A 14,933-nucleotide genomic window follows, 5' to 3' on the forward strand; every position below is an offset into this window, starting at 1 on the left:
ACTATAAACGATTTACAAAAATCGTAAAGAGATTTATAAATATCGCATATCGATACTTAAAGCGCAAAATCAAGGGCCTCCCATGAGTGAAAATAACAACTCACTATTCAACCAATCGCTGGAAAAGGGCCTCGCTGTTCTCCGCGCCTTCAGTGCAGCACAGCGCACCATGAACCTAGCTGAAATAGCCGACGCCGCAGAAATCACTAAAAGCTCTGCACAGCGGATGATTCACACACTGGAACAGCTCGGTTACGTGCGTAAGCACCCTCAGACGAAACGCTTCCAACTAACGCCTCGGGTGATGGAGATCGGCTACAACTACCTAGCCGCCGACACACTCGTAGACGTTGCCAACCCCTTTCTTGCAGAACTGGCGCAAGCGACAGGCGAGACCACCAATTTAACGGAGCCGGACGGGCTCGATATGGTTTATGTCGCACGTTTTGTTGCGCCAAAATTTATTCCGATCCACATGCCAATCGGCAGCCGCATACCCATGTATTGCACGGGCTCTGGCCGTGCGTACCTAAGCGGCCTGCCTAAGCCAGAAGCACTCGCGTTGTTAAACGCAAGCGAGATCAAGGAACACACCCGCCACACGCTTACGTCGATACCCGACATTCAGCAGGAAATTGAATTCACCCAACGCCGCGGCTATGCCTTGAACAAAGAAGAATTGTTTCTCGGTGATATGAGCATCGCCGCGCCGATCCTAAGCAGCCAAGGGCGACCAGTTGCCGCCGTCCACGTTGTGATTCCGAGCAGTAGGTGGAGCCTGGAAGAGGCCGAGCAAAAGCTGGCACCCTCTGTCATTGAATGTGCGCGTGCAATTAGAACCTCAATCCGCAACCTCTAAACACTGTCGCTGACTCAGACTTAAATGACGACCAGCCTGCACGCACGCCTTGAAAAACCTGAAACGGATCTCCTTACCCAAACCGGCAATACCCCTCTGCTGACTTGTGGCGTTCCCTTGGCGAGTCGCTTATTGAGCAACACTTCCAGCAGTCTCAGCAGGGCGACTTATTGAGAATAATTAACAAGTCATCTTATGACCTAACCAATAAGCAACCTCCTCTCAACTCTCTTGAATCAAATAGCACCTGCGTAAATACGCCGTTTTAGAGGCATAACCTACGAATAAATCCAGTAAAGCAGTAAAGGGGACTGATTTATTTATGGAAGGCGAAGGTCGACTTTGAGTTGAAAACGACCTTTCGCGACAGGCCACTATTGGCCGACATTTTTCTTATCGTCATTGCACCTTGTAATGGTCAAGTCGAATGCAAACACTTGGTCGGCACGAGTGCAATTGGCTGGTCAGAGGGAATGCAACGGGTGGTCAAGTGGAACGCAATTTCCCAATTGGCAGCCTGATTACCATTATTGGAATCTCACTGATGCCTGCTGCGGCCATCTGGCTTGACGGTGGTAATCTAGGCGCCGATGATTTTGGCTCGCCTGCCAATCTTCTGCTTGGCTTGGTAACAGTCACAATCACAATCACGCTGGCGGTCTACGCCAAATTTTCAGGTTTTATTGGCAACCTCACCCCTGCCAACGCGTCTGAGCTCGATAATGATCTACTGCGTCAAACCATCCAACTGTCAGAGGAATCCAAGCCACGCGGCCGGCACCCTTTTGCAGCCTTGGTCGCCGATCAAAATGGCAAGGCCAGTGCACGTTGTACACCAGTGCCGAACCTTGCTGCATGTGCGCAGGCGATCACTCGATACGGTAATGAAAGGTATTTTTCACCCCGTCAACTGCTACCGCCTTGCCGTTCTCCAACCGTGGCTGATAGCGAAAGGTTTTCGCAGCAGCCAGTGAAGGCCGGACAAACAAAGGATGGCAGTCACCGACCACCTCTGGACTCTCAACCCGGCCTTGGGAATTAACTCGATAGCTGACGGTGCAGTCGCCTTCAATATTTTTATCCAACGCGCGATCAGGATAGTCTGGTGCCTCCTTGGCGATCGGCAGGTACTGTCGACTGGCCGCTGCGGCGGCTTCCGCCTGACGCGCAGCAACTGCAGCCGCCTCGTGCGCCTGACGTGCTTGCTCTTGGGCCAAACGTTGTTGGGTTTCGGCTTGTTGGGCTTCACGCCGCTGGCGCTCCAGCCTTCGCTGTTCGGCAAGGCGTTGTTGCTCGCGTTGTTGCGCTTTTTGCAATTCTCGCTGCTGTTGCTCTTCCACACGCTTGCGGGCCAATGCTGCTTGTTCGAGTTTTTGCTGCTGGATTTGAGGCTCCGGCGTCGCGTCGATAATTGGCTCGACGGGTTTTATGGGCGGCACATCTGCCACAGACGCAGGCTCAGGGGGTGGTGCAATCATCTCAGGCAAAGCCGGTGGAGCGGGCGCAGGCAAGCTAATCAATTGGGTGGTTAAGGTGCGCACTTGGGGCGCTTCAGGTTTACTGCTGGGCCATTGCGCCAGCAGCAGGGCTACGACCAAAGCGTGTATACCGACAGCAACCCCAGCAGCCGTAAAATTACGCCAACTGCTGCAACTGGGCAGGTGCGACAGGCTGAAGCTCTGGTTCGACATCAGCACGGCACTCACTGCGGCGCCTCGGTAATCAACCCGAGGTTCGTCACCCCACCCTGCTGCAATGCGGCCATGCCAGCTACCACGCGTGAGTAGTCGACAGCGCCGTCGGCGCGGATATACACCTGAGTGTCGCCACGTGCCGCCAGCAACTCACCGACCTTGCGGGTCATTTCCGGCAAATCCACTGCGCTGTCGCCACGGCTGTCGATGTCCAGCTCCGGGCCGAGGTTCCAGTAATAGCCACCGTCAGCTTGCACCGAAAGGGTCAGAACCTGTTGCTGACTATCGCTAGGCAGTGCCTCGGCGGCAACCTTGGGCAACTCGACCTTGACCCCTTGGGTGAGCATCGGTGCCGTGACCATAAATATCACCAACAGCACCAACATTACGTCTATATAGGGCACCACATTCATCTCGGCCTTGGCCGCGTACTTGCTGTGAGGCTTACGCATAACGGTCTCCTCAGGCTGCTTGTGACAGGTTCGGAGCAGACTGCAATTTGCGCTGTAAACGGCCCTGCAACTCGTTACCGAAGGCGTAGAAGCGCGAACTAAGGGTCGCGACTCGGGCAGCGAACCTGTTGTAAGCAATCACCGCGGGGATCGCTGCGAACAAGCCGATTGCGGTGGCAATCAATGCCTCTGCAATGCCTGGCGCGACAGTCGACAACGTCGCCTGCTGCACTTGTGACAGGCCGATGAATGAATTCATGATTCCCCAGACTGTGCCAAATAGACCGATGTACGGGCTAACCGAGCCCACTGTGGCCAGAAATGGCAGCCCCTTTTCCAGACGCTCATCCTGCTCGGAAATAGCCACCAACAGGCCACGCTCGACACCATCAATCAGCGCATCAGGCGTGGCGCCGGGCTGACGTTGTAATTGGGCGAACTCGCCGTAACCGGCACGAAAGATCAATTCCAACGCCGCATCGCCATCGACCTGCTCTGCCCCTTCGCGATACAGCTGTGCAAGGTCGCTCTGTTGGCGAAATCGCTTGAGAAAGTTCTTCTGCAACCGCTCACAGCGACCGAGTAACAAACTGCGCTGGATGATCAGATACCAGCTGGCCACTGAGGCAAGCAGCAAAATGAGCATGACCAGTTTGACCAGCACACTGGCGTCGCCGATCAGGCTCCATACTGTCATTTGTTCAAGAGAGTTTTGCATGATGAGGCTCCTGCTATAGACAGCCACCGCGTGTATGGCGGCGGCTGGCTGCCGGTGATTTCAGCCACAACAGCTGAGATCAGGACCGTGAAATATTGGCCATTGGATTACATGGCGGTTACCGATTAATGACACTCACTGCAACTTCAGCGCCTTGGCCACATCGCTCCAAGGCACGAATTTGAAATTCTGGGTGGTCTCGGGCATGCGCTTGCGCCCATCCTGCACCACTAACATGCCGCTCCCCCACGGGCCGCCAAGGTTGGCAGACGTGACTTCGAGACCATCTGTTTCCGAAGCGCCATCAATGCCCTGCTCACCGTTAAGGCCAACACGAATGGCACCACGAATGGCGAATGGTGGCGCTGCATCAAGCAGCACATAGCTGTCATTGCCCTGGCTGGAAATCACCAGATAACCTTGCGTCTTGGACTGGTACAGGCCAAGCCCTTCGACATCGGCCTTAAGCACGTCGCCCACCGCCAGTACGGAAGTCAGTTCTGTTGCGCCATTGGCGCGGGCATCCACAGCCCATACACCGACATCTTCTTCACCTAGAAACAGACGCTGCTGGCGATCATCGGCAACGCAGCCCTCAGGCTGGCTGGCAACGGCAAAGCGGCGTACCAATTGCCCGGCGACCTTGCCGTTGGCATCGCTTATGCGGTATTGCAGGAAGCTGCCGTCCTTGCCGTTGGCAAATGCATACAGCTCACCGGGCTTAGGCTGAAACAGGCAAATGCCATAGATTTCCTTTAGCGGTGTTGGAATCTCACCGGCAGCGCTGATCTTTCCGCTGCTGCGATCAATCTCGAACAGACTGATGCTGTTGTTATCGCGGTTGCTGGCCACAGCCAGGTCAACCTGACGGCCAGCTAGGTTGAAGTTGCTTCGCACATCGACGTTATTCAACCGGCCCACTGGCAGGTCTTGCAGCAGCTTGCCATTGAGATCGTAAGACAGCAGGCCTTGCTTCTTATTGGTGCCGAGTACTTGCGACAAACTCGGCTGGGTTGGATGCACCCAAATAGCAGGGTCATCTGCGGCGTCGCCCTGACGCCCAACAGGTTCGGTCTGACGTATAGCCGCAACATTCGGCAGCACCGATGGGGTGGTCACAGGCTTGGCCTGCCACTTGAGTTGCCCCTGATAAAACTGGCCGCTGGCATCATCCTGCACCAGGAGCTGCAACCCTTCTGCGCTAGGCCGAACGGCTATTCGCTCTGGCTCTTGCAAGCCAGGAAGCGGCAGACTTGTCACCGCGTTCCAGCGTTCATCTTGTTGCTGATAAAGGTGCAACTCGCGCGAAGATGGATCAAGCGCCAGCAAGCCACCGGGCACGCTGGCCATGGCGCCAGCAACCGCTTTGAGGCTACCGAAAGGAGCACGCATATCCACTGGCAAACGGCTGACATCGGCCTCGGGATGAGCTGGATAGGCCCACAACCCGACATTTTCTTCATTAACGAAGAGCAAGTCTGCGCTGTCATCAGCCTGACAGTATTCAGCCTGCGGCGGCAGCGGCAAGCGGCGCACGCGTTTGGCGCTGGTATTCAAATGGCTGCCGGTGCCGACCAGCCACTGCTCGCCCCGACCTTCCTCACCTAGCAAAAATACAAAGAGGTTACTGGCCTCATCTCGATACAAACACAACCCGGCAGTAGCGAAATCGCGGGCAGGCAATGTCAGCTGTTGCTGCCACTTTCGAGCTGAAACATCGAGGCCGACCAACGTGGTTTGCTGAGTGGCGGTATTGGTGCTGGCAACGATCAGGCTATCCCCAGCCACTCGACTGTCGAGCATGGCGTAGTTGCCCGGCAGGCGCGCCAGTTCAGCGCCCTTGTCATCAAGTAGCAGCAGGCCACGTTTTTCACTGGCGGCGATACGTAAATCAGTGCCCGCGGCCACCTCGGTCGGAACAAAAGCTATGCTTTCGGCCTTGAGCTGAATTGGCTTGCTCCATGGGGCAAGCTCCATACTGGTCGTTGCAGCATGGGTTTGCGACGGTATCTGATCGCAACCTGCGAGCGCTAAAGCAGCAAATATCAGAGAGCGGGTAAACAGCGAATTCATTATGGGATTTGTCCTTTTGTGCAGCGCGAGCAGCAACACTTCACCCTCGCCAAGCCCTGGCTCAACACCAATGAGGGCTTGGCGATTCGGCGGGTCGCAGATCAGAAGTTGGTGTAGGTCAGGCCGAGTTTGTAGGTTGGGCCGTACTCTTCGTACTGGCCGTTGTAGGAGCGGTTGCCGGTATAGACGTAATAGTTTTCGTCGGTGATGTTCTGCGCCTCGAAGCGTACCTGCAGGCCCTTGGTCAAAAAGTAACCGGCACTGAAATCGACGAATACCTGATCATCCACATGCTGGTCGTGGGCTTTGTCGTCGATGCTCGCCACTTCAAACAAGTAGTCAGATTTGTAGTTAGCAGATAAGCGCAGGCTGAGCGTGTCGTCTTCCCAGCCAAGCATCAGGTTGCCGATGGTGTCCGACTGAAACGGCAGATCGATATCCCGCGAACGAGCACCGCCGGTCGCCGGATCATTGCCTGAGATAGAGGCATCGGAGCGGCTGAACGTGGCGTTTGCGCCCACCAGCAAGCCATTCCAGGGTGCTGGCAGCCAATCAAATTTTTGCGAGTAAGCCAGTTCCAGCCCGTACAGATCGGCGCTGTCACCATTAGCAAAGGTATTGGCTTCGGAGAAATCTATCCAAGTGCCGGTGCCCGATAAGTCCGCGTTGTAGACAAAATCGTCGATGTCTTTGTAGAACACAAAGGCCGACACCACCCCTGCGCGGCCCAGATAGTGCTCAATACCGAAGTCGTAGTTACGCGACTGCAATGGGTCCAGCTCCGGGTTACCAAAGCTGGCTTCATCACCATCAATGACGAAACCTGGGGCCAGTTGGCCGAAGGTTGGTCGTACGACCGAGTTTGTGATTGCGCCACGCAGCTGGGTGTCTGAGTCCAGTTGATAACGCAGGTGCAGGCCCGGCAACCAGTTGTGGTATTTGTTGTTTGATTTGATGGCTTCATAGTCGCCATCGCGCACGCCAGTGCCTTTGGCCTCAAACTCAGTGCCCTCATAGCGAACACCGACAATTACACTCAAGTCGTCGATGTCGAGGGTATGCATCAAGTACGCAGAGTTAATGTCTTCGCTCATTTCGAAGTCATTCACGCGCGACTCTTCTTCGTTGTAAAAGGCATTGCGGTCGAGACCCGCGATCAAATCCTCGACTCTGCCAGCAGATAAACCGGGACCAAGACGGCCCAGACTGTAGTCAACATCGCCTTTGCTGAATTGATCCATATTCAGTTGATCGTCACTGAAACCAAAATCGGCCAGGTCTTCGTAGGTCCAGATATTGGTGTCGTTATCCTTGTCGCGACGGCTGAGCTTGCCGCCAAACTTGACCCGTGCTGCATTGCCAGCCAGGTCGTAATCGCGGGCCAGGTCAAGCTTGATGTTCTTCTCGGTGTCTTCAGTGTTTTCTTCAGCCCACTCCACTTCATCAAGGGCGAAGTTGCTCGGGTCGTAAAAGTCATTGCCTATGTTCAACCGCGGCTTTTTACTGTCGCTAAAGCCCGCATCGGCAAAGTCATCAAGGCCTTCAAACACCGCGCCGCCAATGTGCCCCGGCGTATCCTGATTAGCTTGGCTGTAACCGGCCTGGCCTTGCAGCGTCCACTGGCCGATCAGGCGTTCAGCGCCGAACACGTAAGATTGAATTTCCTGAGTTTCTTCGCGGTCTTTCAGTTCGCGCCACCCCTCGGCATCACCGCTCTCTCCCGCAAGCTGTGCGTCGGCAAATTCAACACCTGCAGCATTGCGGGTTTCGGTGTCTTTGAAGCGGCTGTAGAGCGTTCGCAGGTAATAGCTGGAGTAATCGTCTGGACGATAGTCGAAGTTCAAACCCAAACCGCTACGCTCACGGCGAATGTCATAATCGCGCTGTTCAAACTGCTCCAGTCGGTCACCGTCGGAGAAATCCCAATCACCGCCGGTTTCGACGTTGTCTGAGCCAAAGTCACGCTGCTGGACACTAAAGGCTGCGGCCACACCGAAGTTATCCACACCCCCGCCGAGGCTGAATAAATCACTAACCGCCCCAGAAAATTTAGGGCTGGTTTGATTGGTGTTGTCGTCGTAGCTGGCCTCAGTGCTGCCGGTGTAGAACAACCCTTTATGATCGAAGGCCGACAAGCTCTCGACCTCGATGGTGCCGCCCAAGGAGTTGGCATCCATATCAGGCGTCAGGGTTTTCACGACCGACAATGACTGCACCAGCTCAGCAGGCAAGACATCGAGCGCAACGGCGCGGCGATCGCTGTCTGGCGAAGGCACCAGCGTGCCGTTGATGGTCACACTGTTGAGATCCGGCCCCAAACCCCGAACGCTGACGAATCGACCTTCGCCTTGATCACGCTCAACCGACACCCCGGGCAAGCGCTGCACCGCTTCTGCCGCGTTCTGGTCCGGTAACTGGGCTACACCGTCGGCATGCACCACACTCTCAATCTGCTCGGCGCGGCGCTGCTCTTTCAGCGCTTGATCCAGGCTCGCAGCTTGGCCGACCACGTTTACGTGCTCGGTACTGTCCTGCGCGCTGGCCCAAACCGGTGTGAAGGCCACCGCCAACGCCAGCGCGCTGACACGAAACCCCACACGGCGGGCATTGAGTTGGTGCTTTAGCATACTGCTCTCCCCAGATAAGTCTGCTGACCGAGCAATGCCCGGCGATCTGCAGCGCAAGCTAGAAGCGCAGCGTGACAGTTAGGTGACAGACAATTGCCTCAAGCCGGTAAATGCCGTGCTTGGGCAAGGTTTTGAGCCAAAATGACCCGCCTTGGCCGAGCTAAATTGACCCCTCAGTAAACCCAACACCAGAGCCACACACACCGACCAACAAAACCGGCAAAAAAGTTGAGCGTACAACTGAGCTGATCTGACCTCCCCCATTGCAACCAATTGGTAACAAGACTCTGTTGTGCTGCGCGCTACTTCACTCGGAATCCAAGGCCATGACTTCACTGCTCAGACTGCATCGACTGAAATTGGCCGTACTCTTGATCGCCACCAATCTCGCTCTATTGCTGCACCTCGCAGCAGGGCATATCAAGCCAATGAGCGAATGGGTGTGGCTGGATATTCTTGGCGAAGGCGGCTCCACATTGCTCTGCCTGGTCTGGCTGGGATTAGTGCTCAAAAGCCGCCCGGCAGGAAGGGTGACCAGCTTTCTGGCGATGGGATTGGGGCTGGTATTTTTTTCATGGTGGGTCGATACCCTCGACGAATTCATCCGCCTGCCGGACAGCATTGTGTGGGACCACTGGCTTGAATCCGCCCCCATGCCGTTTGGCTTGTTGCTGCTGACGCTGGGCATTTATCACTGGCACCGTGAGCAGCTGGCTATAAGCGCGCAGATGGAAAAGCGTGAACAGCTATTTCGCGAACATCGCTTATTCGACTCACTGACGCCACTCAACACTGCCGAATACCTGCGCCAGCATTTGGACAAAGCGCTGTGCCAGACACGCAGCGAACAGCAACCGCTGTCGCTGCTGATTCTGGATCTGGACAACTTCAGCCGCATCAATCACCTGCATGGCCATGCCGAGGGCGACCGCGTGCTCCAAGCCTTGAGCCAACTGTTGGTGCTGAACCTGCGCCATCAAGACCTGCTCTGCCGGTTGGCCGGTGATCGCTTCGTGGTGTTACTGCCACATACCGGTGAGCGTCAGGCACAGCAACTGGCTGAAGACCTGCGCCTGAGCGTCGAGCACTTTGCGCACAAGGCCCGCGCCCATGGTGAGCGCTTGCAATTACGCGCAAGCGTCGCCTGTGTAATGGCCCTTCAGGATGATGCCGAAAGTTTGCTGCAACGCCTCAACTTAGCGCTAGCGCAGGCTAAACCCGCTGTCTATGCGCGCAGTGCATGAGGTGCGGCGATGACGCGTAATAACAGCTGGTACGAGAATGACAGTCGCTTTATACCAGGCCACTGGCAACCTGCTGTACTAGTCGATTTGGCGCTGTCACGTGGTATCGATAGCCATCGTCTGCTGCGCGGCACCGGCTTGTTCCATGAAGACTTACAAGCCGGCCGTGCGCGTCTCAGTGCACAACAGTTTTTGCAGCTGATCGAAAACAGCGAGCGTTTATTAGCCGCAGCCGATACTCGTTTTCTATTTGGTCAGCGCCTGCTACCCGGCTATTACGGTGCAGCCAGCCATGCCCTGCAACACTCCGCAGACTTGGGTCAGGCGCTAGACACCCTCTGCCGTCACCGCGCACTGCTTAGCCCGTTGCTTAGCCCACGGGTGTTACTGGATGAGAAGAATGTTTATGTGTATTGGCTGGACAGTTGCGGGGCCGGGGCGCAGCAGCGCTTTTTAGTCGAGTCCGCGATGACTGCATTGCTGGCCATGAGTCGCTGGCTGGGGGGGATGCCGCTGCCTTGGAAAGTCAGCATTGCTCAACCACAACCCCGACAAGTCGAACAGTACTGGGTCAACTTCGGAGAAGATGTACGCTTCGATGCGCCGGTAGACTTACTCAGTTTACCGCGAGAATTCCTACACCAGGCTTGGCCGTCAGCCTCGCCAACTGCCGGTCTTGCAGCTCAGCAACAAAGCCTGCAGCACTTGCAAGAACTGGGTTTCGATGCAAGCTTTCTTGATTCTCTGTATCGTCACCTGTTGGCGAACCTGCGCCGTCAACCGCAACTGGAAAGCGTTGCTTTGGCCCTTGGCATGAGCCCTTCGACCCTAAAGCGCAAACTGCAGAAACACGGCACCCATTTTCAACAGCAACTCGATTTGGCTCGCAAGCACATGGCGTTGTATCTGTATCAGATAAAAGGCCAGAGCAATGATGAAGTCGCCGCCTACCTGCAGTTCCACGACTCCACTAACCTACGCCGTTCATTTAAGCGTTGGACGGGACTGGCCCCAAGTGTGCTGCGTCAATTTTGGCAGAGCGACTAAAACCGCTTAGCCGCTTGGCCGCTCAAACCTCCCAGTTGGTTTAGAAATGAGCAGGATCCGCGAGGGATAAATACCTCACCCACATTTAGGGCGATAACTCAGGTCGAAAAAGTGACTATCCCCATACCTGCAAACTCAATTTCAACCTCTGCCCCAGCTGGCGCCCAATAGATGCCAGTCCAGCTGCCGGTGGCAATCAGGTCTCCCGCACGCAATGGATTGCCCTGCTCGACGGCATGTCTTGCCAGCCAAGGGATCGAGTTAAGCGGCTCTGCGAAGGGGTGGCTGCCGGTATTGATCAGTTGCGAAACACCGTCTATACGCAGCTCGGCTGTTTGCATTGACCAATCAGGCAACTGCGCATAAACACAAGTCTCACCGAGTATCAGCGCACGGTTTGACTGTTGGTCAGCAAGGCGCAACATTGGCGCGGCGTTTTCAGCCTCCAGCCAACGGGTATCGCATAGTTCGATACCTGGTAGCCATGCATCAATTGCTGAATAGGCCTTTGCCAAATCGGTGTGCTCATCCAGATCACAACTCAAACGCACAATCAGCTCGCCCTCGATCCCGAATCCGTGACAATAATCGCCCGGCGCCTTCCAGCCCGATAGGTGAACTGCGCCAGCCGGTACGCCTGCCGCGCTAATAAAACTACTGGGCGCGCCGCCAAGCTTCCAGGCCCGAGCGGGCGCTTGAGTAAACCAACCCAGCGCTTCCGCCACACGGTCCTGAACGGCATAGGCCTGCGCTTCGCTTTCAAGCATCAAACCTTCATGGGACTGGCGCTGGCCTGTGCGCCAGCCTTGAATCAACTTTGAGGCGACTTGTTCAACCGTGCTCATAATGGCAACTCCGTTTTGCGCCGCCGCAACTGCGCGGGGGCGGGTCGTGCGCACGCCAGGAACTGACCCCTTCCAGCTGCGCCGCGCGGCTCACCATCCCACACCACCTCACCACGCGACAAGGTCATGGCGGGCCAAGCAGTCAACTGCATGCCGGCGTAAGGGGTGTAATCAACGTTGTGGTGCAGCAGTTCATTGCGCAGATCAATCGTTTGGCCTTCATCCCAAATAACCAGATCGGCATCAGCGCCAATCGCAATGCTGCCTTTGCGCGGGTAGAGGCCATACATTTTCGCTGCATTGGTTGCGGTCAGGGCGACAAAACTTTGCGGGGTAATACGCCCAGTGCGCACCCCTTCAGACCACAACAATGCCATGCGCGTTTCCACACCGGGAATTCCATTGGCAATCTTGTCGAATGATATGTCTTCGCCGTGGGCTTTCTTGCCGTCTGCGCCGTCAAAGCGAAACGGCGCATGGTCAGATGAAAAGATCTCGAAGGCGCCATTCTCCAGACCATCCCATATCACCTGCTGATTGGCGGCGTCCCGAGGCGGCGGGCTGCAGATGCATTTGGCGCCCTCAAAACTGTCGTCACAGCCAAGAGAGTCCGCAGTCAGAAACAAATACTGCGGGCAGGTCTCGGCATAGACCTTCAATCCTTGGCTCTGCGCCCAGCGGATCTGTTCAACCGCTTCGCGGCCAGAAACGTGAACAATAAGAATCGGCACATCAACCAACTCAGCAAGCGCAATTGCGCGGTGAGTGGCCTCACGCTCGACCAACATTGACCGCGATGTCGCGTGATACTTCGGTGCGCTTAACCCTGCAGCCAGCAACCGCTCGGTTAGCCAGGCGATGCAATCACTGTTCTCGGCGTGCAGCATGACCATGGCGCCTTCGCGACGCGCCACAGACAGGGTTTCTAGAATCTCGCGATCGCCCAGTTTAAGAGCGTCATAGGTCATGTAGATTTTGAACGAGGTGTAGCCTTCAGCAATCAGCGCGGGCAGCTCTTCGTGCAACACGTGCGGGGTTGGATCAGTCACGATCAAGTGAAATGCGTAATCAATCACCGGTTTGTTGCCGGCGCGACGGTGGTAGTCATCAACAGCGGCACGCAGTGACTCGCCCTTCTGCTGGCACGCAAAGGGGATCACCGTTGTGGTACCGCCGCAAGCGGCAGAAAGGGTGCCACTGAGGAAGTCATCGGCCATGACCGAGCCATCCCCGGTCGGTTGATCCAGATGCACATGGCTGTCGACGCCGCCCGGCGTGACATGCCGTCCAGCAGCATCTATTTCATTCAGCCCTCGTGGAAGATCCAGCCCCAGCGCAGTGATACGCCCGTCACGAATACCGATATCGCTGCTAAAGGTGTCCGCAGCAGTCACCACGCGGGCATTGCGAATGACCGTATCGAAAGGTTGCATATCTGGCCTCATAAACAGGCGCCGCCCTGCGGATCGGTATATCAACAGCACCGCGAGTGACGAAATCAAGTGGGCGAGGTGACAATAGCGACACCTCGTAAAAACGCTCAGTGCGACTTAGCGGGCCAGGGCCGCGTCGCGCTGCAACCAAGCGTGAGCGATTTGCTCTCGGGTAGCGAACCAAACGCCTTCGTGGCCTTGGGCGAACTCGATAAACTTCTTCAGCGCACGTACCCGGCCCGGGCGCCCGACCATGCGTGGGTGCAAACCGATGGACATCATGCGCAGGCCATCGGCAGATTCTTCGTGCAGCACTTCGAAGCTTTCTTTCATGTATTCAAGAAAGTCCGACGCCTGCGATAAACCCGGCGAATTCCAGTAGCGGAAGTCATTAACATCACTGGTGTAAGGCACAACCAAATGCCGCTTGCCTTCGACCTCGACAAAATACGGAACATCATCGTTGTAGGCATCTGAGTCATACAGAAAACCGCCTTCCTCGGCGACCAAACGGCGCGTACGCACACTGGCGCCATAGCGGCAGTACCAACCCACCGGGCGCTTACCGCAGGTGCGTTCGAATGACTCGACAGCCAGTCGAATATGCTCACGCTCCTGCTCTTCGCTGAGACGAAACACTTCTTCCCAGCGGTAACCATGGCTGCAAATTTCATGGCCAAGGGCAACAGCTGCTTTGGCCACATCCGGATTTTGCTCGAACGCCACTGCGCAGGCATGGAAAGTCGCGGGTACATCGGCCTTTTGCAGAATATCCAGGATCCGCCAAATACCGACGCGCGAGCCGTATTCGTACATCGACTCCATCGCCAGATTGCGCACCCCGTCCGGGAACTGGTAACTGCCCCACTCGGTCATGCTTTCCTGGTCAGCGTCACCCATGGCCAAAGAGCGCTCGGAGCCTTCCTCGTAATTGATGACGATACTAATGGCTAAACGCGAACCATTGGGCCAAGTGCCTTGCGGTCGTTGTTGGCCATAGCCAACCAGATCTCGAAGGGGTAACGCCATGGGGAAACTCTCCTAAAGGTTTGGCAAATCACTCAGGCCTGAACTCAGCAATCAATCTCTTTCAAGGCTTCATGGTCGGTTTGGCCGTCGGCAAACGCCAAGCCCATGGCCAGGGTTTGAGCAATGCAAAAGGCGGCGGTAAGCGAGCGAAAGCCGAGCAACTCGGCATCGTTAACTTCGATCATCACCGAGGCACATTGGCCAATTGGACTAAGGATGCTGTCGGTGATCGCCACGATCGGGGTGCCGGCAGCCAACGCCTGTTCGCACGCATCAATGGTCTCTTGCGCGTAAGGCGGAAAGCTCACAGCGACCAGTACATCGTCGCCGTGCAATGCACCGACCTGCTCACGCAAGCTGCCGCCCAACCCACTGATATGCACGGCACGGCGCCCCACGCGACTCAAGGCATAGCTCAAGTACGCGGCCATCGGAAACGAGCGACGCATGCCTACCACAAAGGTCGTACGCGCCTTCTGCAAGAGCGCGATTGACTGCTCAAGCGCCTGCACTTGCTGGCCTTCTGCTAGATGTTCAAGCGAGACAATATTGGCTTGGCTGAACGCACTGAGCATGGCGCCAATATCGGTGGGATCATCCAGCAGCTGTTCACCGCGATAATGACGAATACGCTCTTTAAAACTGCCTTGGCCGGCCTTTTCCAGGGGTGCTTTAAATACCCGTTGCAGGTCGCTGAAACCGCCGTAACCTAAAGATTGGGCCAAGCGAATAAATGCCGAAGCCGGAATACCTGAGCGCTTGGCCAGCGCCGCTAAGGTGTTGAGCGCGACATCATGTGGATGCTCGATCAGATAATGTGCGGCATCGCGCATACGTGCGGTGAGCTTTTCCTGGCCCGACGCAATCGCAGCGCGTAGTTCATCCAAGGTGTGTGGCAGTGACATAGGCAGA

Annotated in this window: 12 protein-coding genes and 2 pseudogenes; 5 read left to right on the forward strand and 9 right to left on the reverse strand. The window is 56.1% G+C overall.

All coding sequences use genetic code 11. From position 1 onward, the window contains the following. Positions 1–82 precede the first annotated feature (82 nt). From AACY09_RS17900 to AACY09_RS17910, 3 genes and pseudogenes are all read left to right on the forward strand, one after another. On the forward strand, positions 83–859 hold the full coding sequence (locus tag AACY09_RS17900) for an IclR family transcriptional regulator (RefSeq protein WP_339489930.1): 777 nt from the start codon (positions 83–85) through the stop codon (positions 857–859). Positions 860–1,355: 496 nt separating this feature from the next. Further along, positions 1,356–1,556: pseudogene (locus AACY09_RS17905) on the forward strand (purine permease); the annotation flags it as partial. Further along, positions 1,542–1,726 (forward strand): annotated as a pseudogene (locus AACY09_RS17910) (nucleoside deaminase); the annotation flags it as partial. The pseudogenes AACY09_RS17905 and AACY09_RS17910, both read left to right, overlap by 15 nt. A gap of 2 nt (positions 1,727–1,728) precedes the next feature. Here AACY09_RS17910 and AACY09_RS17915 read toward each other — a convergent pair. The 5 genes from AACY09_RS17915 to AACY09_RS17935 all read right to left on the reverse strand — a co-directional run bounded on the left by AACY09_RS17915 (position 1,729) and on the right by AACY09_RS17935 (position 8,423). Further along, positions 1,729–2,565 (reverse strand): energy transducer TonB, encoded by an 837-nt coding sequence (locus AACY09_RS17915; protein WP_339489931.1) that lies wholly within the window; start codon positions 2,563–2,565, stop codon positions 1,729–1,731. Next, positions 2,562–3,005 carry a protein TolR gene (tolR, locus tag AACY09_RS17920; RefSeq protein ID WP_339489933.1) on the reverse strand — a complete coding sequence of 148 codons (444 nt, stop codon included), beginning with the start codon at positions 3,003–3,005 and terminating at the stop codon, positions 2,562–2,564. Before tolR ends, AACY09_RS17915 begins: the two co-directional genes overlap by 4 nt. Positions 3,006–3,015: 10 nt before the next feature. Continuing rightward, positions 3,016–3,723, reverse strand: coding sequence for a protein TolQ (gene tolQ / locus AACY09_RS17925; protein WP_339489935.1), 708 nt, complete (start codon positions 3,721–3,723; stop codon positions 3,016–3,018). Positions 3,724–3,858: 135 nt separating this feature from the next. Further along, positions 3,859–5,796, reverse strand: a complete 1,938-nt coding sequence (locus tag AACY09_RS17930; RefSeq protein WP_339489936.1) for a phytase — start codon at positions 5,794–5,796, stop codon at positions 3,859–3,861. Positions 5,797–5,897: 101 nt separating this feature from the next. After that, positions 5,898–8,423 carry a TonB-dependent receptor gene (locus AACY09_RS17935; protein ID WP_339489937.1) on the reverse strand — a complete coding sequence of 842 codons (2,526 nt, stop codon included), beginning with the start codon at positions 8,421–8,423 and terminating at the stop codon, positions 5,898–5,900. A 326-nt stretch (positions 8,424–8,749) separates the two neighbouring features. Here AACY09_RS17935 and AACY09_RS17940 point away from each other — a divergent pair, with 326 nt between their 5' ends. Together AACY09_RS17940 and AACY09_RS17945 are read left to right on the forward strand one after the other, a co-directional pair. Continuing rightward, positions 8,750–9,667, forward strand: a complete 918-nt coding sequence (locus AACY09_RS17940; protein WP_339489939.1) for a GGDEF domain-containing protein — start codon at positions 8,750–8,752, stop codon at positions 9,665–9,667. 9 nt (positions 9,668–9,676) lie between these two features. Then, positions 9,677–10,714 (forward strand): AraC family transcriptional regulator, encoded by a 1,038-nt coding sequence (locus AACY09_RS17945; protein WP_339489941.1) that lies wholly within the window; start codon positions 9,677–9,679, stop codon positions 10,712–10,714. A gap of 98 nt (positions 10,715–10,812) precedes the next feature. Here the strand turns inward: AACY09_RS17945 and AACY09_RS17950 are convergent, their stop codons facing one another. From AACY09_RS17950 to AACY09_RS17965, 4 genes are all read right to left on the reverse strand, one after another. Next, positions 10,813–11,559 carry a fumarylacetoacetate hydrolase family protein gene (locus AACY09_RS17950; RefSeq protein ID WP_339489942.1) on the reverse strand — a complete coding sequence of 249 codons (747 nt, stop codon included), beginning with the start codon at positions 11,557–11,559 and terminating at the stop codon, positions 10,813–10,815. Next, positions 11,556–12,992 (reverse strand): dihydropyrimidinase, encoded by a 1,437-nt coding sequence (hydA, locus tag AACY09_RS17955; RefSeq protein WP_339489943.1) that lies wholly within the window; start codon positions 12,990–12,992, stop codon positions 11,556–11,558. Before hydA ends, AACY09_RS17950 begins: the two co-directional genes overlap by 4 nt. A gap of 117 nt (positions 12,993–13,109) precedes the next feature. Continuing rightward, entirely contained in the window at positions 13,110–14,021 is a 912-nt protein-coding gene (locus AACY09_RS17960; RefSeq protein ID WP_339489944.1) for an allantoinase PuuE, read from the reverse strand. A 44-nt stretch (positions 14,022–14,065) separates the two neighbouring features. Beyond that, positions 14,066–14,926 carry a MurR/RpiR family transcriptional regulator gene (locus AACY09_RS17965; protein WP_339489946.1) on the reverse strand — a complete coding sequence of 287 codons (861 nt, stop codon included), beginning with the start codon at positions 14,924–14,926 and terminating at the stop codon, positions 14,066–14,068. Positions 14,927–14,933 lie beyond the last annotated feature (7 nt).

The organism is Pseudomonas sp. EL_65y_Pfl2_R95, assembly GCF_963971045.1.
Classification (GTDB): domain Bacteria; phylum Pseudomonadota; class Gammaproteobacteria; order Pseudomonadales; family Pseudomonadaceae; genus Aquipseudomonas.

What these genes read in the sequence shown, in the direction of transcription:
- AACY09_RS17900 (WP_339489930.1), top strand. Translation starts at nt 83, where the DNA reads ATGAGTGAAAATAACAACTCACTATTCAACCAATCGCTGGAAAAGGGC.
- tolR (WP_339489933.1), bottom strand. Translation starts at nt 3,005, where the DNA reads ATGCGTAAGCCTCACAGCAAGTACGCGGCCAAGGCCGAGATGAATGTG.
- tolQ (WP_339489935.1), bottom strand. Translation starts at nt 3,723, where the DNA reads ATGCAAAACTCTCTTGAACAAATGACAGTATGGAGCCTGATCGGCGAC.
- AACY09_RS17930 (WP_339489936.1), bottom strand. Translation starts at nt 5,796, where the DNA reads ATGAATTCGCTGTTTACCCGCTCTCTGATATTTGCTGCTTTAGCGCTC.
- AACY09_RS17935 (WP_339489937.1), bottom strand. Translation starts at nt 8,423, where the DNA reads ATGCTAAAGCACCAACTCAATGCCCGCCGTGTGGGGTTTCGTGTCAGC.
- AACY09_RS17940 (WP_339489939.1), top strand. Translation starts at nt 8,750, where the DNA reads ATGACTTCACTGCTCAGACTGCATCGACTGAAATTGGCCGTACTCTTG.
- AACY09_RS17945 (WP_339489941.1), top strand. Translation starts at nt 9,677, where the DNA reads ATGACGCGTAATAACAGCTGGTACGAGAATGACAGTCGCTTTATACCA.
- AACY09_RS17950 (WP_339489942.1), bottom strand. Translation starts at nt 11,559, where the DNA reads ATGAGCACGGTTGAACAAGTCGCCTCAAAGTTGATTCAAGGCTGGCGC.
- hydA (WP_339489943.1), bottom strand. Translation starts at nt 12,992, where the DNA reads ATGCAACCTTTCGATACGGTCATTCGCAATGCCCGCGTGGTGACTGCT.
- AACY09_RS17960 (WP_339489944.1), bottom strand. Translation starts at nt 14,021, where the DNA reads ATGGCGTTACCCCTTCGAGATCTGGTTGGCTATGGCCAACAACGACCG.
- AACY09_RS17965 (WP_339489946.1), bottom strand. Translation starts at nt 14,926, where the DNA reads ATGTCACTGCCACACACCTTGGATGAACTACGCGCTGCGATTGCGTCG.